This window comes from Pseudomonas sp. MC6 (assembly GCF_054790575.1).
Genome location: NZ_CP186504.1, coordinates 658,341 through 684,694 on the forward strand (window position 1 = coordinate 658,341; position 26,354 = coordinate 684,694).

Annotated in this window: 27 protein-coding genes and 1 pseudogene; 13 read left to right on the plus strand and 15 right to left on the minus strand. The window is 55.8% G+C overall.

The window, feature by feature from the left end; genetic code table 11:
• Positions 1-158: 158 nt before the first annotated feature.
• The 3 genes from ACOYXE_RS03085 to ACOYXE_RS03095 all read right to left on the minus strand — a co-directional run bounded on the left by ACOYXE_RS03085 (position 159) and on the right by ACOYXE_RS03095 (position 3,596).
• Positions 159-1,553, minus strand: coding sequence for an undecaprenyl-phosphate glucose phosphotransferase (locus ACOYXE_RS03085; RefSeq protein WP_160058795.1), 1,395 nt, complete (start codon positions 1,551-1,553; stop codon positions 159-161).
• A 390-nt stretch (positions 1,554-1,943) separates the two neighbouring features.
• Positions 1,944-2,576 carry a winged helix-turn-helix domain-containing protein gene (locus tag ACOYXE_RS03090; protein WP_460927645.1) on the minus strand — a complete coding sequence of 211 codons (633 nt, stop codon included), beginning with the start codon at positions 2,574-2,576 and terminating at the stop codon, positions 1,944-1,946.
• 279 nt (positions 2,577-2,855) lie between these two features.
• A complete protein-coding gene (locus ACOYXE_RS03095) occupies positions 2,856-3,596 on the minus strand; it encodes a winged helix-turn-helix domain-containing protein (RefSeq protein WP_460927647.1) in 741 nt (246 codons plus the stop codon).
• 505 nt (positions 3,597-4,101) lie between these two features.
• On the opposite strand from ACOYXE_RS03095, the gene ACOYXE_RS03100 reads away from it, so the two are divergent.
• Positions 4,102-4,935 (plus strand): undecaprenyl-diphosphate phosphatase, encoded by an 834-nt coding sequence (locus tag ACOYXE_RS03100; RefSeq protein WP_110720582.1) that lies wholly within the window; start codon positions 4,102-4,104, stop codon positions 4,933-4,935.
• Here ACOYXE_RS03100 and ACOYXE_RS03105 read toward each other — a convergent pair whose 3' ends face one another.
• The 4 genes from ACOYXE_RS03105 to ACOYXE_RS03120 form a co-directional block, all read right to left on the minus strand.
• On the minus strand, positions 4,936-5,307 hold the full coding sequence (locus ACOYXE_RS03105) for a DUF2388 domain-containing protein (RefSeq protein WP_460927650.1): 372 nt from the start codon (positions 5,305-5,307) through the stop codon (positions 4,936-4,938).
• A gap of 75 nt (positions 5,308-5,382) precedes the next feature.
• The gene (gene dusA / locus ACOYXE_RS03110; RefSeq protein WP_122597000.1) at positions 5,383-6,369 is read right to left on the minus strand and encodes a tRNA dihydrouridine(20/20a) synthase DusA; all 987 of its coding nucleotides are present in this window, start codon (positions 6,367-6,369) and stop codon (positions 5,383-5,385) included.
• A 442-nt stretch (positions 6,370-6,811) separates the two neighbouring features.
• The gene (locus ACOYXE_RS03115; protein ID WP_405123224.1) at positions 6,812-7,486 is read right to left on the minus strand and encodes a hypothetical protein; all 675 of its coding nucleotides are present in this window, start codon (positions 7,484-7,486) and stop codon (positions 6,812-6,814) included.
• A gap of 158 nt (positions 7,487-7,644) precedes the next feature.
• Complete coding sequence (locus ACOYXE_RS03120; RefSeq protein WP_460927652.1) at positions 7,645-9,366, minus strand: DUF6119 family protein; 1,722 nt, start codon at positions 9,364-9,366, stop codon at positions 7,645-7,647.
• Positions 9,367-10,086: 720 nt separating this feature from the next.
• Between ACOYXE_RS03120 and ACOYXE_RS03125 the strand changes: the two genes are divergently transcribed.
• The gene (locus ACOYXE_RS03125) at positions 10,087-10,449 is read left to right on the plus strand and encodes a DUF6124 family protein (protein ID WP_186615807.1); all 363 of its coding nucleotides are present in this window, start codon (positions 10,087-10,089) and stop codon (positions 10,447-10,449) included.
• Positions 10,450-10,535: 86 nt separating this feature from the next.
• Here ACOYXE_RS03125 and ACOYXE_RS03130 read toward each other — a convergent pair whose 3' ends face one another.
• The 3 genes from ACOYXE_RS03130 to ACOYXE_RS03140 form a co-directional block, all read right to left on the minus strand.
• Complete coding sequence (locus tag ACOYXE_RS03130) at positions 10,536-11,951, minus strand: amino acid permease (protein WP_460927654.1); 1,416 nt, start codon at positions 11,949-11,951, stop codon at positions 10,536-10,538.
• A gap of 127 nt (positions 11,952-12,078) precedes the next feature.
• Positions 12,079-13,131, minus strand: a complete 1,053-nt coding sequence (locus tag ACOYXE_RS03135) for an ornithine cyclodeaminase (protein ID WP_460927656.1) — start codon at positions 13,129-13,131, stop codon at positions 12,079-12,081.
• A gap of 50 nt (positions 13,132-13,181) precedes the next feature.
• On the minus strand, positions 13,182-14,216 hold the full coding sequence (locus ACOYXE_RS03140; RefSeq protein ID WP_460927658.1) for a histone deacetylase family protein: 1,035 nt from the start codon (positions 14,214-14,216) through the stop codon (positions 13,182-13,184).
• Between the two features lie 119 nt (positions 14,217-14,335).
• Here ACOYXE_RS03140 and ACOYXE_RS03145 point away from each other — a divergent pair, with 119 nt between their 5' ends.
• The 4 genes and pseudogenes from ACOYXE_RS03145 to rimA all read left to right on the plus strand — a co-directional run bounded on the left by ACOYXE_RS03145 (position 14,336) and on the right by rimA (position 18,108).
• Positions 14,336-14,836, plus strand: a complete 501-nt coding sequence (locus tag ACOYXE_RS03145) for an Lrp/AsnC family transcriptional regulator (RefSeq protein ID WP_460927660.1) — start codon at positions 14,336-14,338, stop codon at positions 14,834-14,836.
• Between the two features lie 413 nt (positions 14,837-15,249).
• Positions 15,250-16,278 (plus strand): annotated as a pseudogene (locus ACOYXE_RS03150) (methyl-accepting chemotaxis protein); the annotation flags it as partial.
• A 201-nt stretch (positions 16,279-16,479) separates the two neighbouring features.
• Positions 16,480-17,184: a methyl-accepting chemotaxis protein gene (locus ACOYXE_RS03155; RefSeq protein ID WP_460929773.1), complete on the plus strand. Its 705-nt coding sequence runs from the start codon at positions 16,480-16,482 to the stop codon at positions 17,182-17,184.
• Positions 17,185-17,328: 144 nt separating this feature from the next.
• Positions 17,329-18,108, plus strand: coding sequence for a S6 modification regulatory phosphodiesterase RimA (gene rimA, locus ACOYXE_RS03160; RefSeq protein WP_160058784.1), 780 nt, complete (start codon positions 17,329-17,331; stop codon positions 18,106-18,108).
• Positions 18,109-18,114: 6 nt separating this feature from the next.
• On the opposite strand, the gene pseH is transcribed toward rimA, so the two are convergent.
• On the minus strand, positions 18,115-18,666 hold the full coding sequence (gene pseH / locus ACOYXE_RS03165) for a UDP-4-amino-4,6-dideoxy-N-acetyl-beta-L-altrosamine N-acetyltransferase (RefSeq protein WP_460927663.1): 552 nt from the start codon (positions 18,664-18,666) through the stop codon (positions 18,115-18,117).
• A gap of 134 nt (positions 18,667-18,800) precedes the next feature.
• Here pseH and ACOYXE_RS03170 point away from each other — a divergent pair, with 134 nt between their 5' ends.
• On the plus strand, positions 18,801-19,013 hold the full coding sequence (locus ACOYXE_RS03170) for a hypothetical protein (RefSeq protein ID WP_460927665.1): 213 nt from the start codon (positions 18,801-18,803) through the stop codon (positions 19,011-19,013).
• Between the two features lie 3 nt (positions 19,014-19,016).
• Here the strand turns inward: ACOYXE_RS03170 and ACOYXE_RS03175 are convergent, their stop codons facing one another.
• Both ACOYXE_RS03175 and ACOYXE_RS03180 read right to left on the minus strand, forming a co-directional pair.
• Entirely contained in the window at positions 19,017-19,808 is a 792-nt protein-coding gene (locus ACOYXE_RS03175; RefSeq protein ID WP_460927667.1) for a transporter substrate-binding domain-containing protein, read from the minus strand.
• Positions 19,809-19,866: 58 nt separating this feature from the next.
• On the minus strand, positions 19,867-20,514 hold the full coding sequence (locus ACOYXE_RS03180; RefSeq protein ID WP_160058780.1) for an FMN-dependent NADH-azoreductase: 648 nt from the start codon (positions 20,512-20,514) through the stop codon (positions 19,867-19,869).
• A gap of 99 nt (positions 20,515-20,613) precedes the next feature.
• On the opposite strand from ACOYXE_RS03180, the gene ACOYXE_RS03185 reads away from it, so the two are divergent.
• A complete protein-coding gene (locus ACOYXE_RS03185; RefSeq protein WP_460927669.1) occupies positions 20,614-21,468 on the plus strand; it encodes a LysR family transcriptional regulator in 855 nt (284 codons plus the stop codon).
• A 6-nt stretch (positions 21,469-21,474) separates the two neighbouring features.
• Here ACOYXE_RS03185 and ACOYXE_RS03190 read toward each other — a convergent pair whose 3' ends face one another.
• A complete protein-coding gene (locus ACOYXE_RS03190; RefSeq protein ID WP_160058778.1) occupies positions 21,475-21,945 on the minus strand; it encodes a hypothetical protein in 471 nt (156 codons plus the stop codon).
• 165 nt (positions 21,946-22,110) lie between these two features.
• Between ACOYXE_RS03190 and ACOYXE_RS03195 the strand changes: the two genes are divergently transcribed.
• The 4 genes from ACOYXE_RS03195 (at position 22,111) to ACOYXE_RS03210 (ending at position 24,664) form a co-directional block, all read left to right on the plus strand.
• Complete coding sequence (locus tag ACOYXE_RS03195) at positions 22,111-22,776, plus strand: ribonuclease T2 (RefSeq protein ID WP_460927671.1); 666 nt, start codon at positions 22,111-22,113, stop codon at positions 22,774-22,776.
• Positions 22,777-22,911: 135 nt separating this feature from the next.
• Positions 22,912-23,409, plus strand: a complete 498-nt coding sequence (locus ACOYXE_RS03200) for a PAAR domain-containing protein (protein WP_150811783.1) — start codon at positions 22,912-22,914, stop codon at positions 23,407-23,409.
• A gap of 3 nt (positions 23,410-23,412) precedes the next feature.
• The gene (locus ACOYXE_RS03205) at positions 23,413-24,147 is read left to right on the plus strand and encodes an alpha/beta fold hydrolase (RefSeq protein ID WP_160058776.1); all 735 of its coding nucleotides are present in this window, start codon (positions 23,413-23,415) and stop codon (positions 24,145-24,147) included.
• Positions 24,140-24,664, plus strand: coding sequence for a hypothetical protein (locus ACOYXE_RS03210; protein ID WP_160058775.1), 525 nt, complete (start codon positions 24,140-24,142; stop codon positions 24,662-24,664). Before ACOYXE_RS03205 ends, ACOYXE_RS03210 begins: the two co-directional genes overlap by 8 nt.
• 17 nt (positions 24,665-24,681) lie before the next feature.
• On the opposite strand, the gene ACOYXE_RS03215 is transcribed toward ACOYXE_RS03210, so the two are convergent.
• Positions 24,682-25,539 carry a LysR substrate-binding domain-containing protein gene (locus ACOYXE_RS03215; protein WP_405123234.1) on the minus strand — a complete coding sequence of 286 codons (858 nt, stop codon included), beginning with the start codon at positions 25,537-25,539 and terminating at the stop codon, positions 24,682-24,684.
• Positions 25,540-25,648: 109 nt separating this feature from the next.
• On the opposite strand from ACOYXE_RS03215, the gene ACOYXE_RS03220 reads away from it, so the two are divergent.
• Entirely contained in the window at positions 25,649-26,353 is a 705-nt protein-coding gene (locus ACOYXE_RS03220) for a haloacid dehalogenase type II (protein WP_460927675.1), read from the plus strand.
• The last annotated feature ends 1 nt before the right edge of the window (position 26,354 follow it).

The window sequence follows — 26,354 nt, forward strand, 5'->3', positions numbered from 1 at the left end:
GGCGTCAGCACAGTCGACATCCCCGTTACCTGACCCACCGCTTTCGCGAGCAGGTTCGCTCCCACAGTTTTTGCATTCACCCGCAATCCAGCGCCGTTCCCAAATCCCACGCACAAAAAAGGGGACTTTCGTCCCCTTGCGGTATGCAGCGTTGAACCTCAGTAAATATCCTTCGACAGCAACGTAAACGGCGTCTTCACCAGGATCTTCAGATCCAGCCACAACGACCAGCTGTTGATGTACTGCAGGTCAATCTCGACACGTTTCTGCATCTTGTCGATGGTGTCTGTCTCACCGCGGCAGCCGCTGATCTGGGCCAGCCCGGTGATCCCCGGTTTAATCCGGTGACGCGCCATGTACGCGAGGATTTTCCCCGAGTAGTAGTTGTTGTGCGCGACAGCGTGCGGGCGCGGGCCGACCAGGGCCATGTGCCCCTGCAACACGTTGAACAGTTGCGGCAATTCATCCAGCGAAGTGCGGCGGATAAAGCGGCCGACTGCGGTAATGCGCGAGTCATTACGGCTGGCCTGCTTTACATCACGGTCATCGTGAACACGCATCGAGCGGAACTTCCAGACCTTGATCACCTTGCCATTCCAACCATGGCGATCCTGTTTAAAGAACACCGGGCCGGGCGAGTTGATCTTCACCGCCAACGCAATGATCAGCAGGATCGGACTCAGCGCGATGATCGCCAGAAACGCCACGGTTTTCTCGACCAGACTCTTGCTCAAAGCAGCAGTAGGGCGGCTGGTCAGAGGGCTCTCGTTCAAGTAGATCGCCGGCAGACCGTCCACAACCTTCACCGAGTGATTGAGCAGCGTCAGACTGTTCAAGTCCGGCACCCACACCACATCAACGTTGGCCCCTAGCAAGTCACCATAAATCGCTTCGATTTTCGCGGCTTCAGACAACGGCAGGGTGATGTACAAACGACGGATGTCATGCGCTTCGATCAGCTCCAGCAACTGTTCCTGATCGCCAACAACGCGCGGTGCATCCGAACCCAGCACAGACACATCGCCATTGCTGACCAAACCTACCAATGGCAGGTTTTCCAGTTGGCTGAGCTTCTTCGCCAGACCCAACGCCAGTTCGCCGGTGCCGACAATCAGCGTCTTGTGCTCGCTTTTACGCGAACGCTGGTAGTACTTGGAAAACGCATGCAGCGGAGCGTAAAGAAACGCCTGACCGAGGAAGCCATACACCGCCCAGCTCAGAATCACCTGCCGCGAAAACAGCTCATCGGCCTGGCAGACAAAGGCGATGCACGCCAGCGCCGCCATGGTCATCGACCAACCCATGAACAGTCGACCGAGACCGGTCAGGTAGTTGTCACGTTTGCGATAAACACCGCTAAACGTATAAGCCGGCACCGACGCCAGTACTGCCAGCGTTGCACACATCCGGTAGTAGAACGCGACCGTCCCGGTGTGCTGCTCGGCGAGTATGAACAACAGCGTCACCACAAAGCCTTGTGCCAGCGCCCATTGGCCCCAAAAGGTCAGTCCCTTGAGGCCTGTGCTTCGATTGATACTTAAAGAAAGATCCATACGGTATCCCCAAAAGACGTCCATTCAGGTTTCAACAGTTGAAATCCGAGTTGTTATGCAGACTTATTGTTTTTGTTCTAGCGAGTGTCCTGAGGTAACAACGTCGATATGCCGAACTGTCGTCAGTCAATAGACTAAGTTATTGGCTGGAATGGTGTCTGACGAGTTCTAACAAGATGGCACAGTGCCAACTTTTTAATAATTAAATAGAAGGGTGTTAGAAAAGGTCGTAGAGGAAGGGGTGAATAAATGATGTTGTATTTGTTACTGTTGGAGGGGTGGAGGCAGGGAGTTTTTAATTCAAGGAGGGAAATGAAGCCAAACAGAGTGCTCTTGTTGTTTTTGTAATCGCACTTTTTCTGTTTGTTCTGTTCGTAAGTGTCTTGAGGGTTACGCGACGACTTCCTGGATCAGGCAATAACCGCGGTTTCTGACGGCACGAAACAGTCGCTCACCATTACTGGCGCTTTTGAATTTGTCTTGCAGGCGACTCAGGCACATTTCCAGACCGCGATATTGTTCCGGTTCTCGACCGATGCTGAGGATCAGCTCGTCACGACTGACAACACGCTCTTCATGGCTGAGCATTTTCCTGACCAATGCTGTTTCCAGGCCAGTCAGGCTGATTTCAACACCTTCTTTGACCAGTGCGCCCTGATCAGGGTGGAGATGCCAGGTTTCATTGCCGGGCATATCACCTTCAACGGCAGGCGGCATGTTGCGGGTTTCCGCGCTTATCGCCGGGACATTCTGGAAGGGATTGGCCGATTGCGCTGCCCGCCATTCGGACTCAAGTGTGGCCAATATCCGCTGAGTATCATGTTCGATACTGCGCGGGGCATTTTTGCGACTGATGCCTGGATATGTGAACTCCATCACCATTGGAGCGGAAGAGGGCGAATCAACCCCTTCAAACGAATTGAAACGTTGACTGGACAGCATGCTCTCCAATTCACGTTGCGACGTTGTACTGTGAGTCACGACAACAAAATATTTCCTTGGGAGGGTTGTACTAGTTTCCATGTCTCTCTCCTAAATACACACCAAAATTGGCTAAAAGAAAAATCGGCAGGCGAGCAATGACTTCCTCGGAAGTAATCGATAGGCAGGGTCTGGGCCCAAGAATGGCCCTCGATAAATTCCACTCGATCTGCTGCTATGTTATGGAGTTTTATTGTTATGGGTCGTGTTGTCGCGCTCATTCAATTGCTTGATTTCAAACAGGCGTGAAGCAGAATTGGAACGATATGGTTGCATCAGACGATCCTTCGTACGTATGCAAAAGGGATGGCTGCCCGAGAGTCAGGCAGTCGATATCAGACCCCGCAGCAGGCGATAGCCATAGCCGCGAATGCTCTGAATCGCGTTTGTACCATACATGTCCTTGATTTTTCCACGCAAGCGACTGATTGATTTCTCCAGTGCGCGAGGGTCGTAGAAATTGGTATTGAGGCCCATGATGCTGGCGATTTCATCATGGCTCAGAATGTGATTACCGGTTTGCGCAAAGGCTTCGAGGATCTTCATTTCGGCAAACGAGATATCGAGTTTCTTGCTGGTGCCCATCAGGCAGATACGGGTCGGATCAAGCGTCAGATCGATATCGCGTTGCCATTCTTCACTGTTGAAGAACTCGCCCAGCAACTCGGCGCCATCGTCGGAAAGGGTATTGAGCTTGATACAAACATCCGCGCCAGCCAGATAATATTTGATCTTGTTGAAGGCGCCGCGACCGGTGATGACCGCGCAAATGATCGGCTTCAAGTTGTCGCTGCGTAGGTTCTCGACCAGCGCCAGATTGTCTTCGAGGGTCTGTGGGCTGTCGATAACCAGGAAGATGGCTCGATACGAACCAGACTGTTCATTCAACTGATATGAACTAGTGTACGCATCGGCTTCGAGCGCCATATCAGTGCGTAAATGCTGGGCGACTAGCGCTTTGAAATGTTCAGCCACGCCACGGGTACGACCCAGAGTAAGAACACCAGGTTCGTCGTTTGTCGGGCGCGGACTTCTAGTCGCTAAGTTCCCTGAGAGCATCATGCATTGACTCGAATTAAGTGCTGACATCGGGATGTTAAAGCACCGGTTCTCATCTGTGACTGACAATTGGTAACATTCACGCGATTTTTAGACGTGGCTCCCGAGTTTTCTAACAATAATTAAGCTTTTCAAGCTTTTAGTTGATTTTCTCGAAGGGGTGAACTACTGCTTAGATGGTGGCGATATGCAATGGTGCCACTATTTTGAGCTTATTGCGATAGCCATGTCCATGTCTAATTGCCACTGTCTGGCCATCTCTGAATAATGTGATATTGATCACACTTTATTGTCAGAGCAACTTTTTTCTGCAAAAAGGCCTAAATATTTTCTGCGTAGTTCGTCAGCCGACGATTACTAACATGGCTTGAGTGTGTCTTTTAATAAGACGTAATCTTTGTGGCTGATGAACTTTTGCGTTTATGTATGTCAATGGTCTCACTGCAGATACTCAACCCCTGAGTGTTATTACCCGGTCGCTCGCCAAGAGCGCTCTGTCGGAGGATTAATGGATTTCTGGACCCTTTTCCAGGTGTTGATATTAGGTGCGGTAGAAGGCCTGACCGAGTTCTTGCCGATCTCGAGTACCGGCCACCAGATCATCGTCGCCGATTTGCTGGAATTCGGCGGTGAACGCGCCATGGCCTTCAACATCATTATTCAACTGGGTGCCATCCTTGCCGTCGTCTGGGAATTTCGACCGAAGATCTTCGAAATCGTCAAAGGCCTGCCAACTCAACGCAATGCACAACGTTTCACCCTCAATTTGCTGATCGCCTTTCTGCCCGCCGTGGTCTTGGGCGTATTGTTCGCCGACGCCATCCACGAATACCTGTTCAACCCGATCACTGTCGCCGTGGCACTGGTCGTCGGCGGCATCATCATGCTGTGGGCCGAACAGCGCAGCCATGTGATCAGCGTCGAACACGTCGACGACATGCGCTGGTCTCACGCACTGAAAGTCGGATTCGTACAATGCCTGGCGATGATTCCCGGCACCTCACGCTCCGGCTCGACCATCATCGGCGGCCTGCTCTTCGGCCTGTCGCGCAAAGCCGCCACCGAGTTCTCGTTCTTCCTCGCCATGCCCACCATGGTCGGCGCCGCCGTGTACTCCGGCTACAAATACCGCGACCTGTTCCAGCCCAACGACCTGCCAGTCTTCGCCCTCGGCTTCGTCACCGCGTTCATTTTCGCGATGATCGCCGTACGCGGCCTGCTCAAGTTTATCGCCAACCACAGCTACGCCGCGTTCGCCTGGTATCGGATCGCGTTTGGTTTGTTGATTCTGGCAACATGGCTGTTTGGCTGGGTCAACTGGACCGCAGCAGCGGCCGCCTGATCACTGAGCGCTGATCAACGCCGCAACGGCGAGATCGTTCAACGTCGAATCCGCCGACTCCTGGCGATAGCGCTGCAAGGCCGAGGTGAAATACGCGGCCTGCAGCATGCCGTCGCTGGCCAGATAGAGTCGCGCGTCTTCCTGCTCTTCGGCAGAGTAAACACGTTTATGGCTGTCGGTCGTTTCCTGGCTAGACGAAATAGGTGCGAGGAATAAAGACACCAAAGTGAAGCCGGAAAACTGCGTCACCTCCCACGGCGTATCGGTCCGGCCCATGCAAAAGCCATCGCAGTGCGCATAACCGTCGGAAGTGAAGCTGAACAAGGCAAGGAGGGTGAAACGCTTGAAAGCAGAAAAACTAAACGCGGGCATAAACGAAAGACATCCTGTCAGTACATCAAAACACCGGGCAACGCTCATGCGTCACCCGCACACTCAAACCATCAATCAACGACCTTCAAGCAACTCAGCCGCCTGATCCAGCAACGCCAGCGGATCCTTGGCCTTGTGAATATCCACCGACAACAACTGACGGAATTTCCGCGCCCCCGGGAACCCCGTGCCCAGGCCCAGCACATGCCGCGTGATGTGATGCATCGCCCCACCGGCCAGCAAATGCTCGGCTATATAAGGACGCAACTGCGCCAACGCCTCAGCCCGACTGATCACCGGCGCCGAACTGCCGAACAACTGCTGATCCACCTCCGCCAGCAAATACGGATTGTGATACGCCTCACGCCCCAACATCACACCGTCAAATGTCTGCAAATGCTCATGGCAAGCCTCCATCGTCTTGATCCCGCCATTCAGCACAATCTCCAACTCCGGAAAATCCGCCTTCAGTTGCGCCGCCACGTCATAGCGCAACGGCGGAATGTCACGATTCTCCTTCGGCGACAACCCCTCCAGAATCGCAATCCGCGCATGCACGGTAAAACTCGTGCACCCGGCATCACGGACGGTGCCGACGAAATCACACAGCTCCGCGTAACTGTCCCGACCGTTGATGCCGATGCGATGCTTTACCGTTACTGGAATCGACACAGCGTCTTGCATCGCCTTCACACAATCCGCCACCAGTTGCGGATGCCCCATCAGGCACGCGCCGATCATGTTGTTTTGCACACGATCGCTTGGGCAGCCCACGTTTAGGTTTACCTCGTCGTAGCCGTGCTCCTGGGCCATGCGCGCGCAGGCGGCCAGATCCAACGGAACGCTACCACCTAACTGCAAGGCGAGAGGGTGCTCGGCTTCGTTGTGACGGAGGAAACGTTCGTGATCGCCATTTAGGAGCGCACCGGTGGTGACCATTTCGGTGTAGAGCAGGGCATTCTTCGACAGGAGGCGTAGGAAGAAACGGCAGTGGCGGTCAGTCCAATCCATCATCGGGGCGACGGAGAAGCGGCGGGAGAGTGGGGCGGGTTGTAGAGGCATTGGGGGGATCTGGATCAGAGGGGTGAAGGTTGGGGAAGTTTATCAGGATTGGGATAGGACGGAGGCTTACAAGTCGTTAATACGTGCCCTTGCTCGCGGATGAGGCTAGACGGATCGACCAAATCATCATTGGATGATTGCGTAGTGGAGCGTGGGAGGTGGATCGAAACGTCGTTATCAGCTTGGGAAGCTCATAGTTACTCTGTTGGGAATTTACCTGATTGATCTTCCCACCTTTCGGTACATTCGAAGGGGACTAAAGAGTTTGTAAACTTCGCCGCAAATAATTTCCATCGAATATCCCAAGTTGGTATTTCGGCAGTGTTTGCAAGGTGAGCTTGAGGTCCGCCAAATGAACTAATGATCTCAAGGTGTGTTTCGTCGGAGAACTGGACGTAGGGCATATGTTGTTAGCTCCTTCAGGTGTGTGCTAGTTGGTGTGTTAAGTCGGGGTTATGAGTGTTACGATTTTATATGTGCATGCTAATAAACTGGCGAAAGAGATAGTTAGTGGGGCGATATAGTCTACTGCGCTTTTTGAAAGTGTCAGTGTGCGAATTAATGTGCTGATCAGTATTTTGATTTTTTGATATTTAGTAAGTTTGAAAATAAGGTTCTTATGTTCCACTGTGGAGCTGCTCGTTTTCGTGGTTTCAGTTCTCTGGTGTTTTATTGTAATGACGCCAGTGCCGCAATTTTCTTCAAGCGCGTCTATTGTGACCTTGAATTTAAGTGGGGTCGTTCGGAGGTATTTGTCATTCAAGCCCAGTGGGGGAAGGCGCGATGTGATGCATGAAGGTTTTTTATCTTTCTTCAGATAAATGCTTATTTGCTTGTTCAATAAGTTGTAAGCTGCCTTTATGCGTAAATTCGTAATCCCTGTTTTCATTTTTTTTCGGTCCTCAGTGACTTGGTCTGAGAAAACGTATCGTAGAAAAAAATATATGAGGAGGATCGATAAGCAAAGCCATGTTTTCAGCTGGCTGATTTCGCGAATTTCGATGAGGCCGAGGATTGAGCCTGATGTTTTTAATGAAAAGTCAAATAAAATTGTGGAGATGATAACGGCGCCGATAAGCATGACGTTGCGGCGTAATTTGTCTGAGCTGTCGTCCAATTTGGTATTTCCTTTTTTTAATGTCCTATTTTGATGATGTACTTTGTTTTTTACATGTTGTGGCAGTTAGTAGATACGTCCCCGTTGTTGTATGTTTTTCTCATTTTGTCTTATTAGGCTTGCTGAATGATGGTGAGGGAGAGTTGCGGCGGTTTTACCTACTCCTCCTCTCCGAGCTCTGCATTGGTGTTCTCAACCTCGTTGCCTTCCTCCTCGCCAGCTATGCCTGGCTCATCCTGCTCATGCGCAGGTTTTGCGATGATTTCCAGCGCTACAGGAATGTCCAGTTGCTCTATTCGATCCACCGCAGCCTGCAGACTGACTTTACTGAAAAAAGGAAGATCCAGATCGCCGTTTCTATAGGGTTTGCGCATCACACCATACACAACGGTGTAATCAGCCCGAGCCACGCGACCATTGATGGCAGGCAACAGCGCCAAGGCCGGCCTTCTGCGAGTACTCACGACTCTGCGTAACTTCTTGCGGAAATCCGCGTCACTGACCAGCGCTTCAGCACTGACGACGCCTTGCGACCATAAATGGCTGATAGGGCCTGACGAATGTCCGTCCTTCAAATGAATGAACTGCCTGGCATTTGACAGGAAGTCACACGGCTCAATGTTTGCGTACCGGACCCCTTGAGGATTGATCTTCACCTGATCCAGGCACAGCAGGTCAGCCCGACTTTCCTCGAGATGAGCAATGAGCTCTCGCTCATTCCGGCAATGCGTCGGCCCGATAATCGCCACCCTCGGAATGGCTTGGAAACGAGCCTCCACCTGGCGCTTGAAATTGCGCTCGACGCAGTACCATTGTCCCGAGAACAGGACGTAGCTGTTGATGACACCCGCATTTCGGATGCTCGTCTCAAAAGTGAAGCAATGGTAGACACGCCACTGGACTTTGAAGAGCTCTGAGTCAGGCGCCTTGGCTTTGATGTAATGACGGTCCCGGATGTCATCAATGGTGCCGTCGAAGTCGCAGCGATCGAGCTCGGTAACGTAGTCTTCGATCGACAGACTGTGAAAATCAGTCCCGCTGCTGCCGAAACCGTTGTAGTGAAGTAGGCATCCTTCTTGGTAATCCACGATCTCTGGAGGCGCCATATGCAGCTCGCTGTCCCCTCCATCACGCAACGCGTTTAACGCAGCGAACAGTCTGCGATCAAGGGCGTTCAAGGTGCCCCTGTCCCTGACAACCTGCATATTGTCGATCCAAGGAAAGCGCTGCTTGTAGGTGTTGGTGAGATAGACCTGCAGAATCTGTTCGCATTTGCTTAGCAGATCATCAGAAGCCAGCTTGCAGGTGATAGAAAGGCTGTCACGACCAGCAACGAATTTCGCAAAACTTGCGTCGCTAGGGGTGCCCCCAGCAACGCGTGCAAGATCCCTCAGCACATCGACCCCAAAGTCTTGAATATCGCTGTCCTTGCTGGCCTGTACACGCTTCTGGAACGTCACTGCGTCAGGGGTCGCTAGATCAAGAGTGCGCAATCCATCGCGCGGCACCGAGTTCAGCGTGACTTTCAGGCCGAACTGGCGCTCAAACGCTTCATCTTCCAACGCCATGTGGATGTGCCCAAAGCAGATCGCGAAGATCCGATCATGGACTGGCAGAAACAGCACGGCACCGGCGCCGCTAGCGATGAGGTTGTCAGGCTGTGCACCTGCTTGTTCCTCTACGAAGGAAATCCAGCCAGGCCTGCTGGTGAAGATCTGGCCTATCAAAAACTCTGCGCCGTCGATCCCCGTCCAGTCACTACGTATGAGCCGATTGCGCTGCCCTCCCGCTGCGTATTCTTCCTTGAGAGCTTCGTCGGTTCCGAACTCACTACGCAGTAACCGTACGGAAAGCGTCCTAACTTTCTCCGGATTGGGCAAGGTAGCACTCCTGAAGCAAGCTGATCATGGAAGGAGATCTGGTATGCGCCCGAGGCTCATCCTCGGGCCCGTGCACGGGTTAGGCCACCAGTGGGCCAGCATGACTATGGGCCAGAAAACGTATTTTTTCCAGGAGAGGGGTGGATCCGATGCTGCCACCAAACTGATGCGCTGGTTGACGGATTATTGACGATACGAGAGGGGCTATCGGTTTTCAGGAGGATAAGCGGAAAGAGGTGGTTGAGCCTGCAGTTGCTAGGTTTTGTAAGAAAGTACTTCTACATATAAAACGGGCTGCAGGGCAAGGTGATCATAACCGCCCCGACTTTTTGCACAGAATCTACCTAGCCACATCAATTTAAACAGCAAAAGTCTGCGTGTGTTTAAACGAAGCTATCTAATACGCCTTTGGCCCTACACTCCCTTGCGCCACCCCCTACATCTAAGACAGAATCCGCCGGCTTGTGCGTCTAGCTAGCGGGTTCTATCGTTCCTGGGTCACTGAAATCCAGTGATCGGGTTTGGTAGACCCGCAGCACTGATGCATCGCGTCACCTCATGCAGTCGCATTTTTGCGCCTGGATTATGGTGGCCATGCTCAGGGCTTCTTCGGAAGCGCCGGTTCCAGTGCTCCGGTCTACCAACCTGTGTATGGTCACCACCCTTCGTTTGGTAGCGAGAGTGGATGGCTCCCATTTTGTAAGTGCTGGAGTTCCATCTATGTTCAAAGTAACGCCCAACCCACCAGAAACCGATCCCGCATCCCCCTACGAATCCCTCAACCCCAAAAAACTCCACGAAGCCGCCGAGCGCGCGCTCGATCACTACCTCCTTCCCGCCGGCCACATCATGGCCAGCGTCAACGAACCCGAGCGCATGTACCTCGCCAATCCGAAGTACGACTCGGAATCCCTGCTGGCCAACGCCAGTGAAACGCTGAGTTCCGCCTCGGAAATGCTCAACAACTTCGCCGCAGTACTCGACCCCTCGCACCGCAAAACCGCGTTGGGCATCGCGCAGGTAGTGATGTTGGGCGAGTTGGCGGTGAATCAGGCGTTGGATAACGTTGAGGTGAAGGCGTAAAGCCTGTCCCGCCATGGGCAGGTGAAATGCTCGTTCACGGATAACAAAAAGCCGTCACTTTAGGGTGACGGCTTTCACTTGCAGCTCTAGCCAAACTGACTAGCCGACTTAACCGCAGTTTTCGGCTTCCTCAACCGCGTCAGCTGATAAGCAATCGCCAGCCAAACAAACCACCCCGGCATCACCATCAACGCAATCCGCGTATCAGGCCGCAACGCCAGCAACCCCAGCACAAACCCCAAAAACGCCAACGAGAACCAAGCCATCGGCACACCGCCGGGCATCTTGTAAGCCGACTTCGCATGCAGATCCGGACGTTTTTTCCGGTAGGCGATGTAAGACGCAAGAATGGTCGACCAGGTGAAAATCACCAGAATCGCCGACACGGTGGAGACGATGGTGAACGCGGTCATGACTTCCGGCACGATGAACAGCACCAGCACGCCGACCAGCATCAATAGCGTGGTGAACGCCAGGCTCAGCAGCGGCACGCTGTTGCTCGACAGTCGGCGGAATAGGCCGGGGGCGTTGTTCTGATTGGCCAGCCCGAAGAGCATGCGGCTCGATGAAAACACGCCGCTGTTGGCCGATGAGGCGGCCGAGGTCAGAACCACGAAGTTGACGATGCCGGCGGCTGCGGGAAATCCGGCGACGAGGAACAGTTCGACAAAGGGGCTTTTGACGGGGGAAACCTGTTGCCACGAGGTCACGGCGATAATGCAGGTCAGCGCGAGGACGTAGAACAGGATGATCCGCAACGGAATCGAGTTGATCGCTTTGGGCAGGGTTTTCTCCGGCGAGCGGGTTTCGGCGGCGGCGGTGCCAATCAGTTCGGTGCCGGCGAAGGAGAAGATCGCCATTTGAAATCCGGCGAAGAAGCCGAACAAGCCGTTGGGGGACGCCGCCTGTTTGTCCACCAGGTGGCTCAGGGACGCGGTGACGCCGCTGGGCGAGACGAAGGAGCTGGCGATCAGCACGGTGCTGACGCCGATCAGGGTCACGACGGCAATGATCTTGATGATCGCGAACCAGAATTCCACCTCACCGAATAGTCTGACGGTCAGCACGTTGAGGGCGAACAGGGTTGCCAGCATGCCGACGGCGGGTATCCACGCCGGTACGTCGGGGAACCAGTACTGGAAGAATCCGCCGACCACGACGGCGTCGCCGATCACCGCCACGCTCCAGCTCAGCCAGTACGACCAGCCGAGAAAGAATGCCGCGCGCGGGCCGAGGTAGGCACCGGCGAAGTCGGCGAAGGTTTTGAAGTTGAGGTTGGACAGGAGCATTTCGCCCATGGCGCGCATGACGAAAAACACGAACAGGCCGATGATCATGTAGATGAGGATGATCGATGTCCCGGAGAGGGCGATGATCTTCCCGGAGCCCATGAACAGGCCGGTACCGATGGCGCCGCCCATGGCCATTAACTGGATGTGACGATTGCTGAGCGTGCGCTGCAGCGCGGGCTGTTCAGGCAGCCCGGAAGGGGTCGATTTCATTGCAAAACCTCTTGATTTTATGTTTTTGAGTTTTGGCAGAAAGTAGGTGTCGAGCGTTCTTGTTAGAGGTGCAGCGGCTGATCACAAGGTGAATCGCCCCCTGTGGCTTGGGGGCGCTCATTACCGATCAACTGACGGTGCGCAGACGCGAGGTTTTGGCCGGTTGCGTATCGAGCAGTTGAAAGAGGTTTTTGATGTTGGCCGGCGTCGGCACCAAGTGGATGCGCTGGCCGATTTGCTGTGCCTGCGCCAGGTCGTTGAGGTAACGCAGTGAGGAAAAGTCTTCCAGGGCAAAACCCACCGAATCGAACACCGTCACCTGCGCATCGTTTTCGCGTCCGGCCACTTCGCCCAGCACAATGCGGAAGAACTCGATCACCGGGGAATCGGCTGCCAGTTGCTGAATGTCGCCTTCAATGCGCGTTTGCGGTTCAAATTCGACGATGACCCGGGCGTTGCGCAGGATGTCGGCGTGCAGTTCGGTTTTACCCGGGCAGTCACCGCCGACCGCATTGATGTGCATGCCGGGCTCGATCATCTCCGGCGTCAGAATGGTTGCGTAGGCTTTGTCGGCGGTGACCGTGGTGACGATGTCCGCGCCCTTGACCGCTTCCTTCACCGAGCTGGCCAGAATCACTTCGATGTCCGGGAACGCCGCGAGGTTGTGCTTCAGTTTGAGGGACGCTTCGTGATCGATATCGAAAATGCGGATTTCAGTGATGCCCAACATTTCATGGAAGGCCAGCGCCTGAAATTCACTCTGCGCACCGTTGCCGATCAGGGCCATTGAGGTCGCACCCGGGCGAGCCAGCGATTTCGCCACCAGCGCCGAGGTTGCTGCGGTGCGCACGGCGGTGGTCAAGGTCAGTTCGCAGAGCAGGGTCGGATAGCCACTCTGCACATCCGCCAGAAGCCCGAAGGCCATGACCGTCAGCAAGTTCTGCTGGCCGTTGTTCGGGTGGCCATTCACGTATTTGAATGAGTACTGCTGGCCGTCGTCGGTGGGCATCAACTCGATCACGCCGTCTGCCGAGTGGTTGGCCGTGCGCGGCGATTTATCAAACTGCGCCCAGCGTGCGTAATCCGCTTCGATGTAGCCGGCCATTTCGCGAAGGGCGCGGCGGATACCGACTTGGGTGAACAGGCGTGCAGCGTCATCGACATCAATAAAAAGCGTCATGGTCTTGTTCTCCGATCCAGTCATTGAAAGGTTGTAGAGCGGCGGGCGGCTCAGCTGCGTTTGCTCTCGAAACCGTGCAGCACGTTGACGGCATTGATACCGATTTCATCGACCATGTAGCCGCCCTCCATGACGAACAGGGTCGGGCAGCCGACGCTGGCGATCAGTTCACCGATGCCGATGAAGTCCTCGCTTTCCAGCAGGAAGTGGCTGATGGGGTCGTCCTTGAACGTGTCGACACCGAGGGAAATCACCAGCACTTCAGGCGCGAACTGCTGGAGCTTTTTGCAGGCGTGGACCAGGGCGTTGCGATAGCTCTCCCAGGTGGTGTTTTTCGGCAGTGGATAGTTGAGGTTGTAACCCTCGCCGACACCGGCGCCGACTTCGTGGCTGTACCCCGAGAAGTACGGATAGGACACCGCCGGTTCGCCGTGCAACGAGACGAACATGACGTCACTGCGCTGGTAAAAAATGTTCTGCGTACCGTTGCCGTGGTGGAAGTCGACGTCCAGCACCGCGACACGTTTGGCTCCCTGAGTGATGGCTTGTTGCGCGGCGATGGCGGCGTTGTTGAGGTAGCAATAACCGCCCATGTATTCCCGCGCGGCGTGATGGCCGGGCGGGCGGCACAGGGCGAAGGCACTGTCGTGGCCTTCATCGAGCAGGGCCAGACCAGTGAGGGCAATATCGGCGCTGGTTTTCACCGCTTGCCAGGTCGTCGCGGTGATCGGCGAACCGGCGTCCATGGCATAGAAGCCGAGCTTGCCGTCGATGAAGGTTGGCACTTGATCGCCGGCCAGATCGCGCACCGGCCACACCAGCGGCAAGGCGTCGTGGGTGCGACCGGTTGCGCGCCATTCGGCCCAGGCACTTTCGAGAAAACTGACGTAGCGTTCGCTGTGTGCGTTGACGTAGCACGAGCGGTCAAACGCGCGCGGTTCGACGATCTGCCCGAGGCCGACCTGTTTGACGCGGTTATGCACGGTGTCGGCGCGACTCGGTTGTTCGAACGACGGTTTGAGCACGCCGTCCTTCAATTCGGTGCCGTGGTGCAAACGGTGGGAATCACTGAAAACTGTAAACATTCTGCGCATCCGTTATTGTGAGCCAGTGCAAATATTCTGTTCCGGCTTGGCTGCGCTTTCTTTGCTTTGTGTTCGTGATTCAGTCGATTATTCGGGCGTTTTTACTCAGGAATGGCGTCATGCAGAAAAAAATATCCAAACGCATCAGCCTCGACGAGACCGATCTGGCGATTCTTGAGTTGTTGCAGGAAGACGCGAGTATTTCCAACGCTGAACTCAGTGAGCGGCTGTCGCTGAGCCTTACGCCGTGCTGGCGGCGGCGCAAGCGCATGGAGGAGGCGGGGGTCATCAAGGGCTATCAGGCCAACCTTGATCGGCGAATGCTCGGGCTGGATATCATGGCGTTCGTGCACATTCGTTTTTCCACCCATGCCGACCATGCACCGGACGCTTTCGAGGCGGTGATTGCGCAATTGCCGCAGGTGGTGGCCTGTCACAAGATCACCGGCGATGCCGACTATGTATTGCAGGTGTTGGCGGAGGATCTTGATAGCTACAGCGACTTTATCGAGCAGGTGCTCCGGCGTCAGGTGGGGATTGCGTCGATCCAGTCCAGCCTGGCGTTGCGCGAGATCAAGACCGGTAGCCGGATTGCGATTCCCAAGCCGGCAAAGGACTGAGCGGACAGGCATCTGGATCAGCATTTTCAGCTCCGTTTTACATCAGTAGCGATGTGCCACAAAGCGTGATGGCAATGCGTCATCATGCAGCTGTAAAAGTTCAACGATTGTACAAAAATATAAAGTTGTACAAGTTTTCGCAAAATTACTAGCATCCCTCCAGACACCTTTGCTGAAACGATAAATCCAGCGTGCAGACCCTCTGTTTGCGACGTCATGGGTTTGTCTGCCGATGCTCGCGTCGGGTTTCTTCTCGACGCTTCGACAGCATCTGCATTTTGCATTTTCGGGACAGCTGGAGCGTCCCGTATTACGCCTTGGATGACGACCCCCGAATGTCTGGACGGTGACTGTGGTTACCGGAGATCAATTTTTTGTGCCTGGCGTTTCGCGTCACGGCGTTGAGGCTGAATATGGCAGTTGCATCGAATTTCCTGGGTGACATCAAAGTTTCCCGCAAGCTGGGAACCGGCTTCGGCATTCTTCTGCTGGCTGTTTTGGCGGTTGCCTTCATTGGCTATAACAGCAACAGCGTGCTGGTTGATCGCTTGAGTACGACGCGTCTGATCGGCACGTTGAATGACGCGACGCAAGAGATGCGTCTTTCCGAGAAACAGTACGAAGCCGCCGCTGATGCAGCGTTCGCCGACGCCTATAACGCTCAGTTGAATGTCTTGCAGGGCCTTGTCAGCAAGGCCCTGGAAACGTTGACCCGCGCTGAAAACCAGCAAGCCTTGAAGGCCTTGCAAACGACGATTGTCGCCTACGACCAGAAGGTCAAACGGTTGATCGCTGCCGATAAGTCGACCACCGATGCTCTGAAGCCCTTGAGTGCGCTGTCGGACAAGTACGCGCAAACTTTTGCCGGCATGCTTGAAGGCACCACGACCAGTGCGCTGGCGTCTGCCGATGGCGAACGCGTTCGGGATCTGCGCACGGTGGCCGATTTGCGCAATGGCATGACCACGTTTCGCCTGATGTTGCGTCGTTACATTGCGGTGCCTAACGAGGCGAACAAAAACCTGCTGATGGAGACCATCGATACCTTCTTGAGTGATATCGCCAAGGCGCGTACCAGCCTGCCGGCGACCCTGTCGAGTCAACTGGAAGAAGCGCATGCCGGCATGCGTCGTTATCGCGAAGTATTGGTGGAAGTGGCCGGTTTGTTTGAGCAGAAGCAGAACATGCGCGAGCAGGTCGACCAGGAAAGCAAGGCGATGGACAAGATCATGAATGGCCTGATGGACACCCAGCAGCGCCTGGCGCGTGAAGATCAACACTCAGCCTTTGTTCAGATCTCCGTATTGACCGTGTTGGCGCTGGTGATCGGGCTGTTTGCTTCGCTGGTCATCTCGCGCCAGATCACTTCGCCACTGGCGCTGACGGTTGAACTGGCTCGACGTATTGCCAAGGGCGACCTGACGGTACAGGCCAAATCAAACCGCAAAGACGAGTTGGGCGATCTGCAAAATGCGATGCAGGACATGGCGCAGAACCTGAACACGCTGGTGCAAGGTATCGGCAACGGAGTCACGCATATTTCCACTTCTGCGCAAAAGCTCTCGGCCATGAGCGAGCAGACCAGTGCCGGTGTGCGTCAGCAAAAAAGCGAAGTGGATCAAGTCGCCACGGCGATGCACGAAATGGCTTCGACGGTGCAGGAAGTTGCGCGTAACACCACCGATGCGTCCGCCGCCGCGACGTTGGTCGATCAACAGGCTCGCCACGGCAGTACGGTGGTTAAGCAGGCGACGTTGCAGATCAGTGAACTCGCTGTGGCCATCGAAGAGCTGGGCGGCGCGATGAACGTGCTGTCTCAGGACAGCGAGCAGATCGGCAAAGTGATCGATGTCATCAAAGCCGTCGCCGAGCAGACCAATCTGCTCGCGTTGAATGCCGCTATCGAAGCCGCACGGGCGGGAGAGCAGGGGCGTGGTTTCGCTGTGGTGGCAGACGAGGTGCGCTCGCTGGCTCAACGCACGCAGGACTCGACCAAGGAAATCGAAGCGCTGATCGTCACCCTGCAACAAGGCGCGCAAGCGGCCTCGACCCTGATGGCCTCCAGCCGCGAGCGCACCCTCGATACGGTGGTGTTGGCGCAGAAGGCCGAGTTGGCGATTACCGAGATCAATCAGTCCATTGGTACGATCCAGGAGATGAGCCTGCAGATCTCGGCCGCTGCCGAGCAGCAAAGTGCCGTGGCCGACGAAATCAATCGCAGCATCGTCAGCGTACGGGATGTGGCTGACCAGTCGGCGGTTGCCAGTGAAGAGAGTGCAGCTGCGACGGTTGAGTTGGCGTCACTGGGGCAGGACTTGCAGCGAATGACGGCGCATTTTCGCACTTGATTTTTGGAACGATGAATCTGCAGCGATTTCGAATATTCAAGCGTCGCAGGGCTAGCGTTGGGGCGTGGTGAGCAGGTGACTCGGTTCAACAGCAGTTTTTTACCTATAGTCAGGGAAGGTTACAACCCGTTATCAGGGGGTGTCATGACCGAATTTCCAGAATCATTCACGTCACGCGGAGGCTGCGAGGGCTGTAAGGACAAAAGCGTGCCGGACATGGATTTCGCCTTCGCTTTTCAGCCCATTGTGGATGTGCGTGATCAAACGATTTTTGCCCATGAGGCCTTGGTTCGCGGCCTGAAAGGCGAGGGCGCCTTGTCAGTGCTGGAGCAGGTCGACGATCAAAACCGTTACCGATTTGATCAACTGTGTCGAGTACGGGCGATTTCCACGGCGGCTGAGTTAGGGATGACGCAGTTCTTGTCGATCAACTTTTTGCCGAATGCCGTTTACCGTCCGGAAATGTGCATTCGCAGCACGCTGGAAGCGGCGCGTGCTCACGGCTTCCCACTGGAGCGGCTGATCTTCGAGGCGGTGGAGGGCGAGCACGTTGAGAGCAACAAGCATTTGATGAATATCTTGCGCGAATATCGTGAGTTTGGTTTCAAGACGGCGATCGACGACTTTGGCGCAGGCTATTCCGGCCTTAACTTATTGGCGGACTTTCAGCCAGATCTGATCAAGCTGGATATGGCGCTGATCCGCGATATTCACCGTGACCGAGTTCGCCAGACCATTGTGCGTAACGTGGTGAACATGTGTACCGAGTTGGGCGTGGAGGTGATCGCCGAGGGCATAGAAGTTGCCGAGGAAAGAGATTTTCTCGCCGACTGCGGCATCTATTTGATGCAGGGGTACTGGTTCGCCAAGCCCGCTTTCAAATCGCTGGCGCAGATCCCGACAAGTGCGTGGCAGAAGAGATGATCGCTTTCAGCTCGCACTGATCCGCTCGATAACGGGGACCAGCGTTGGACGTTTGTTGCGCCATTCAGCGTTGGTAATCCCCAACAACACCACATCGACCCGAACCCCATCCTTCACCACGTTCTGCCGCCGAACACCTTCAATCTCAAACCCGAACTTCTGGTGCATCTTCACCACCGCCGCATTCATCGCCAGCACTTCGCAATTCAGCTTTTCCAGCCCCGCCACGCCAAACGCGTAATCGAGCATCCAGAACTCGACCACACTGCCCAAGCCCTTACCCTGCAACCCGACGTCCAGATAAAACGCCCAATCCGCGCTCTTGTGCAAAACGTTGATCGCATTCAACGAAACAACCCCGACGGCCTGCTCATCCTTGATCACCACAAACACTTGCTGGCGTGGGTTGCCCTGCAACGAGTCCAGCCAGTTGGCATGTTCCGCTTCGCTGATTTCATGCGAGGTGTACATGAATTTGCGCACGTCCGGCTGGTTGCGCAGGGTGCGCACGTGGGCCTGGATGGCGGGACTGGCGTCGGTGAGGGGCAGGAATTGCATGGGGATGTCCTTGTCGGCGGGTAGCGATTCTGAACCGGCGCTGTCGATCAGCAAAGTTTCATCTTGCCGCGTGCGGTGCAGGCCTAGGATGTTGGCACAAGATCGTCGCTGTTCATCCTGAGGGGAATCGTGCCATGAGCGCCAATGTCGTCAAAGTGCTGTTGATTGTTGCTGTGTCGGTGTTGAGTGCTTGTTCGGGCGCGGGTGGCTTGACCACCACCACCAGTTGTTTCTCCGGCGACTGTCAGTCGCCGGAGGGGCGCAACGCCAATACGTTGAAGTTTGGTGGCAACAGTATCGGCAGCAGTCTCAATCAGTACAGCTCCGGAATGTTGCATGACGATTGAGGATTACTGCGCGGCAGGTACGGCAATCCACTCGCTCAGGGTTTGCTGATATTTGCCGGTGACTTTGCTCAAGTGCAGCCACTGATCGACATACAGTTTCCAGCTGATGTCATCGCGCGGCAGCAAGTAAGCCTTTTCGCCATATTGCATGTACTGATGCGGATTCACCGCGCACAAGCCCGGTTTGAGTTTCTGCTGATACAGCGCTTCCGAGGCGTCGGTGATCATCACGTCGGCCTGGTTGTCGAGCAGTTGCTGGAAGATCGTCACGTTGTCGTGCAGGGCCAGTTGCGCTTTGGGCAGGAAGGCGTGGACGAAGGCTTCGTTGGTGCCGCCGGCGGGTTCGACCAGGCGCACGTTGGGCTGGTTGATCTGTTCGACCGTCTGGTACTTGCTGACATCAGCGCAGCGCACCAGCGGGATCTTGCCGTCGGTGTCGAGGGTGTTGCTGAAGTAGGCTTTTTTCTGCCGTTCGAGCGTCACCGAGATGCCGCCCATGCCGATGTCGCACTTGCCGGCCTGCATGTCCGGCATCAGGGTTTTCCAGGTGGTTTGCACCCATTGCACTTTGACCCCGAGGCTGTCGGCCAGCGAGCGGGCCATGGCGATGTCGATGCCTTCGAAGTCGCCGTCGGGGCGTTTGAAGGTGTAGGGCTTGTAGTCGCCGGTGGTGCACACGCGCAACTGGGCTTGTTGCTGGATGCGGTCGAGGTGCGACGTGTTTTCCTGCGCCTGAACGGCGGAGGCGAATGTGAGCGCACCGCAAAGGATCATCGTGCTTTTTAGAATTGTCATTGAGATCGGGTTTCCGACAAGGAAGGTGGCCCAGTGTAGTGAAACGCTTTCGTCGGTGTCACCCAGCTCGCACCAGGCGATCTGCCAGATCCCGCGCCTGTTGTGAGGCCAGCAGCCGCGAGTTGCGGTCGAGGTCTTCCCCGAGAATGGTCTTTTCGACGATCAGCGCGTGCACATCAGTGATCCCGACAAATTCGAGCCACGCTTGCATGTAGGGTTTCTGAAAGTCGAACCGCCCGGCGGGCGTGGTCGATTGCGCAGAAAAATCCAGGCCGCGGGCATAGGCAACCACAGCGGTTTTTCCGTGCAGCAACCCTTGCGGGCCAAGCTGCGGGTCGAAGCTGAAGAGGATGTCCTTCTGTGACACCAGGTCGATGTAGTGCTTGAGTTTGTAAGGAATGCTGTAATTCCACAGCGGTACTGACATCACCAGAATGTCGGCACGGTGCAGGTGGGCGGCGAGTGCCTCGAGTTCTTCCCAGACCGTTTGTTGGGCTGGTGTTCGCGCTATTCCGTTGAGTCCTGCGTACTTGGCGTTCATCGCCTCTTCGCCGAACTCCGGCAGTGGCATGCCCCACAGGTCGAGGGTTTCGACGTGTGTCTGCGGATGATGCTGCAGATAGCGATCGATAAAGCTGCGGGCCACTTGCAGTGACGCGGAGCGTTGTTTGCGCGGTGAGCATTCAATGTGCAGAAGGGTGGTCACGATAAGCCTCGGCAGTCGGGGGGAATGCGAGGCATTGCAACATAGCGCGCTTCAAACTATAAATCGTTAATAAATAGGCCATTGATCACGTATCTCACTATGTTTGACGCCCTGTTGCTCAAGACCTTTGTCACCGTTGTCGATGAGGACGGCTTCAGTCGTGCGGCGGAAAAACTGCATCTGACCCAGTCGGCGGTCAGCGGTCATCTGCGCCGACTCGAAGAACAAGTCGGCAAACCACTGCTCAAGCGCACCACTCGTTCTCAGCAACTCACCGCTGATGGCGAACGCCTGATCGCCTATGCGCGGACGATTCTGGCGTTGAATCGCGATGCCTGGGCGCAGCTCACGGGCACACCGTTTCAGGGGCGGATGCGGATTGGCCTGTCCGAGGATTTTGTCGAGGCGCGTTTGTTGCGCGCGTTGCAGGATTGCGCGGCGCAGCATCCAGGCATGGAGCTCGATGTGCAGGTGAATATTCCGGGGACGCTGCTGGGCCAGATGCAGCGGGGCGATCTGGAGATGGTCATCGGCTCGCAGTGCGAAACCGGCGCATCGGGGCGTTTACTTTGGCAAGAACCGCTGGTGTGGGCGTGGGCCGCACAACCCGTGATTCAACTGCCGACGCCATTGCCGCTGGCGCTGTTTCCTGAGCCGTGTCCGTATCGTGAGGCGGCGCTGACGCGTTTGGCTCAGGCGGGCATTGCCCAGCGTACCGCGATGCTGTGTTCGAGCACCGCCGGGTTGCGCGCGGCGGCATTGTCCGGATTTGCCGTGGCGCCGGTGCCGGCGAGTCAGTTGGGGCAGGGGTTGACGGCGCTCGGCGCGGAACAGGGCTTGCCGGTGTTACCGGATGCGCAGTTCCGCTTGTTTGTCGCGCCTCACGCTGAGCCGCAGATGATCGATGCGCTATCGCAGGTGATCGTCGAGTTTTGCTCGGCGCGGCGGCGGTAATCGCGGCTAGAGGCCGAGGCCTTCCTGCACCGCGAGCAAAAGATTGTTTTCGGTCAGCGCGATGGCATCCAGTTGCTGGCCTGTTTCAATCGACTGCACCCACCAATGGCTTTCACCATGCTCATCCACGGTACGCAGCAGATAGGTGTCCGTGGCTGACGGGATGATTTGCACGCGTCCGGCGCCATCCTCGGTAAACCGCGCAATGGGATCGAATGTCAGGGTTTGATGATTGGCTTCGATCACCAGTTGGTCGATGGCGTAATCGTGGGATTCACCATCGGGTGAGGTTTCGCAAACGTGGGTCGGATTGCGGCGAATCTTCAGGCCGACTTCGATCACCGGTTTCAGCCACTCTTCGATACGGTGGAACAGGCTGTCTACCTGCTTCGGCCAGCAATCGATCTCCAGCGCGGCATCCGCATGCGTGTGCCGGGTTTGCTTGAGTTTGGCGGCGAGTTCGTCTGCTTTACTCATTTCGGATCCCTTGGTTTGATGTCTGCCTGTTAATCGTAGACCTTTCAACGGCGTACGGCGTTGCCTTGCGTCATGCGCTTGCAACACAAGCGTGTCGAAATCAGCGCTGGCCAAGTCTGGTCAGGATCGAAAACCACGGACGCAGGCGTCCCAAGGAGCGGGTAGATGAAAAAGCTGTTTACAATTTTGGCAGTGATTGCGCTGACGGTCGGTAGCATCGGTTTGAGTTCGGCGCGCCAATCGCAGTCGAGCAAAGCGCAGGCGGAATCGGTGGCGGGGGTGTTCGATTACTACCTGCTGGCGATGTCCTGGTCGCCGACCTTTTGCCTTACGCATAAAGATGACTCGCAGTGCACGGGCAAGGGCTATGGCTTCGTGCTGCACGGTTTGTGGCCGCAATACGCCAAGGGTGGCTGGCCGGAATCCTGCCCACCGCTGACCACGCTGAACGCGGCGCAAACCAGCCAGGGCCTGACGCTGTTCCCGACCAAAAAACTGCTCGACCACGAATGGTCCAAGCACGGCACCTGCAGCGGCCTCGGCGCAATGGGCTATCTGGATGAAGCGGACAAAGCCGTGGCGGCGGTGAAAATCCCCGATGAGCTGCAACCGTTCAGCAGTTCCTATTACTTCGAAGCCCAGGAAATTGCCGACCTGTTCCGCAAGGCCAACCCGGGGATTCCGGCCGATGGCATCGCGGTCATTTGCAGCGGCCCGGAGTTGTCGGAAGTGCGCGTGTGCATGGGCAAGGATTTGCAGTTCGGCGCCTGTGGCAAGGGCGTGAAAACCCAATGCCGCGCGGGGGATATCCGGGTGCCGCCGTCGCGCTAACCTGAGCGGTTTCCACGTATCAAAAAGGCGCCCGATCGGGCGCCTTTTTTGGTCTGAAGGTTTGAAGTACCCGGCGAACTCCCGCATGCTTGCGCCCCCGAAAGGATGACCACGTTACATCGCAAGGAGCTGTTCATGAGCGGAAAACCCGCCGCCCGCGTCACCGATCCAACCGCCTGTCCATTGCCGGGACATGGCACCAATCCTATTGTCAGTGGCTCCCCGAATGTGAATTTCGACGGCTTGGCGGCTGCGCGGATGACTGACAAATCCGCCTGCGGTAGCCCGATTACCGGCGCTGTTGCGTCGACGGTGTTCATCAACGGTTTGAACGCCGCGACACTGGACAGCACCGGTGGGCACGGCAACGTCGTCATCGGCGGTTCAGGCACGGTCATCATCGGTGACACGGTGACGTCGGCTCCCTTCAGTGGTTTGCTGCCGATGCCGGTGCATTTCACTGACAGGTTGAAACTGGTCAATGACGTGACCGGTGAGCCCATGCCTGATCATCCTTACGTTATTCAGCGCGCTGACGGGCGTCTGGAACATGGGGTGTCTGACGCGAACGGATTTACTCACCAAGTCAGCTCGCATCTGCCTGAAACCATCAAGTTGTTTTTGGAGGAGTGAGGCATGGCTGCTGAAACGGTAACGTGCGCGAAGGGCAACAATTACAAGCTGCACAAGGAACATGCGCTGACGGACAAGAAGGATGTCAGTGACAAGCCTGTGCCGGTGGAGAGTACCAAGGCGATTGTTCTATTTGTTGGTGGGGCTGGCGACAAAGAGAGTTATTACTTTTCCGGACCGTATAAAAATATCCGAGAGGCATGGGTGACATTTGATGACCGCACCCGAAAGTTGCAAGAGCAGGGTAGATATAAGTCAGATTGGTTGGGCTACAACGAGGTCAGAGGTAAACAGGATATTCAGCGTCATGTCTTGAGCCTTATTCCTTACAAGAGTTGTCCTGTTTATATCGTCGGACATAGCCTCGGTGGATGGAATGGCGCTCATCTGACAAAAATCATGTCGGAATGGGGCTACCGGGTTCAGATGCTGATCACTCTTGATCCGGTAGGAGAGGGGGCTTTGGTTTGGCTGGGGTCGGATATTTATCGCGAGCGACCTGAGCCAATTACCAATGACTGGATAAATATCAAGGCTGCACCCACTCAGAGAGACCCGTCAGATGGGGTGGCTGACTTTGGCGAGAAATGGCTTGTTTCATGCGGTCCCTCGGTGAATGTCAGTGTTGATACGAACCATGCCAATGCATTCGGGCTATTCAATGCGCCCATAGCAGGCAGGAAATCGGCGAGCGACTTCTTGTTTGAATCCATCATGAAGGAGTTTCCGGGTGAATAAGTTTTTACTTTGCGTATTTCTATGTATTTGTTCCGGGTGTGCTAAAGATCATATAAAACCACCTGCGAACTTGGTCTTCCGTTCTGTTGAGAGGGATGATAGTTCGCTTTTGTATGTCATTCGGTATCACTCGGATGTCGATGTCCTTAATCTTTTTGATCGAGGAGAAAGGGTGGGTATGGCTTCAGGCATGCTCGAGTGCGCTTTGTCGGATGACCAAGATTTTTCTATTAAGAAATTTATGCGATTTACTGCATTTGGTGTAATACAACCCGAAAAAGACGTCAGCAGTAAAATGGGGTTCTCCTACTTGACCCGTACATTCATGAGTGAACTTTCAAACGGTGGGGGTTCGCAGCGAGACTTGTCAGCGTCAGAACTAAACCAGCTCCTATCCAACAAACAACAAATCCCCTGCAAAGTCGTCGTCACCGCCTACGGCTACAAACCCTACTACTCCAACACCATGAACATACCCGTCGCGGATCTGCTGCGGGAAATCAACACACCCCGATAACAGAACAAAGGGGGATTTCAGGCAAATCCCCCCGCATCCACGCCCAACTCCCCACGCAAAAACTCCACCAGACCGCGCTGCAACCCGCTCAAAACCCCCTCACGGCTAACCAACGCCAATTCCGTCGGCGCCAGTTCCGGCAAATCCATACACACCTGATGCTCAGGCAACACCGCCGACACTGGCAGCACCGACACCCCCAACCCCGACGCCACTGCCGCTTGAATCCCGGTCAGGCTGTGGCTGCCGAACGCCACCCGCCAAGGTCGCTTAGCAACATCGAGCAAACGAATGGCGCGCTGCCGATACAGGCAGCCCTGAGGAAACAACGCCAACGGCAGCACGCCAGTGGAAGAATCAAACTCCGCACCTTTGACCCACACCAGTCGTTCCGGCCAGGTCGCCCACGCCGGGCCGCTGTCGGGTTCGCGTTTGATCAGGGCGATGTCGATGTCGCCGGCATCGAGGCGCTGGCGCAGATCGAGGCTCATGCCGCTGAGGGTTTCCAGCCGCGCTTGCGGATGGCTGCGGGTGAAGCCGGCGAGAATCAGCGCCATGCGCCGCGCGTCGAAGTCTTCCGGCATGCCGATACGGAGGATTTCCAGGTCGAGGTCGCTGGCCAAGGCTTCAGTGGCTTCGGCGGACAGCGCGAGCAAACGGCGCGCGTAGTGAATCAACAATTCGCCGTGCTCGGTGACGGCGACATTCAGCCCGGTACGGTCGCGCAGCAGCAGGGCATGGCCGACCAGCTCCTCGAGTTTGCGCACCTGCTGGCTGACCGTCGATTGGGTGCGGTGCACGCGCTCGGCGGCGCGGGTGAAGCTGCCTTCGTCGACCACGCAGACAAAGGTTTTCAGCAATTCCAGGTCCAGCATGGCGATGCTCTCGATAGTGGTTTTTCAACTGACGATTGGCTATTTATTTAATTTCACACTATCACCGGGTGCTCATAAGCTGAAGTCCTCACGACGGAGGATTCGACCAATGACACTCATCCACACCCCGCGCCCGCAGTGGCTGACCTTCGATTGCTACGGCACGTTGATTCAATGGGACGAAGGCCTGAAAGCTGTGGTCGGCGAAATCCTCAGCGAGAAGGGCGAGCATCAGATCGACGTCGGGCACCTGATTGACGTCTATGACCGCCATGAACATCGCCTCGAACAGACCCCACCGCACCGTTCGTTCCGCGAGCTAAGCACCCTCGGCCTGCAATTGGCCCTGGAAGAATTGGGCTTGCCCAGCCTGCCCGAAGACAGCCAGCGTCTGGCCGCCGCGATCCCGAAAATGCCGCCGTTTGCCGAGGTGATCGAGACCCTGCGTGAATTGAAAGCCATGGGTTTCAAACTGTGCATCGTCTCCAACACCGACGACGACATCATTGCCGGCAACGTCGCGCAACTCGGCGGCCACATCGACCGGGTGATCACCGCGCAACAGGCCGGCGCCTACAAACCGGCACCACGGCTGTTCGACTACGCTCATGAGCAGTTGGGCGTCAGCCGCGCAGATGTGGTGCACATCTGCGCCAGCCCGATGCTCGACCACACGGCGGCGCGGGACATGGGCTTTCGCTGCGTGTGGATCGATCGCGGCACCGGCCGCCAGTTGCTGGCGGACTATCGCCCCGACGCGATCCTCAACCGCCTCGGTCAAGTGTTGCCGCTGTTCAAATCCCTTGGTTGGTAAC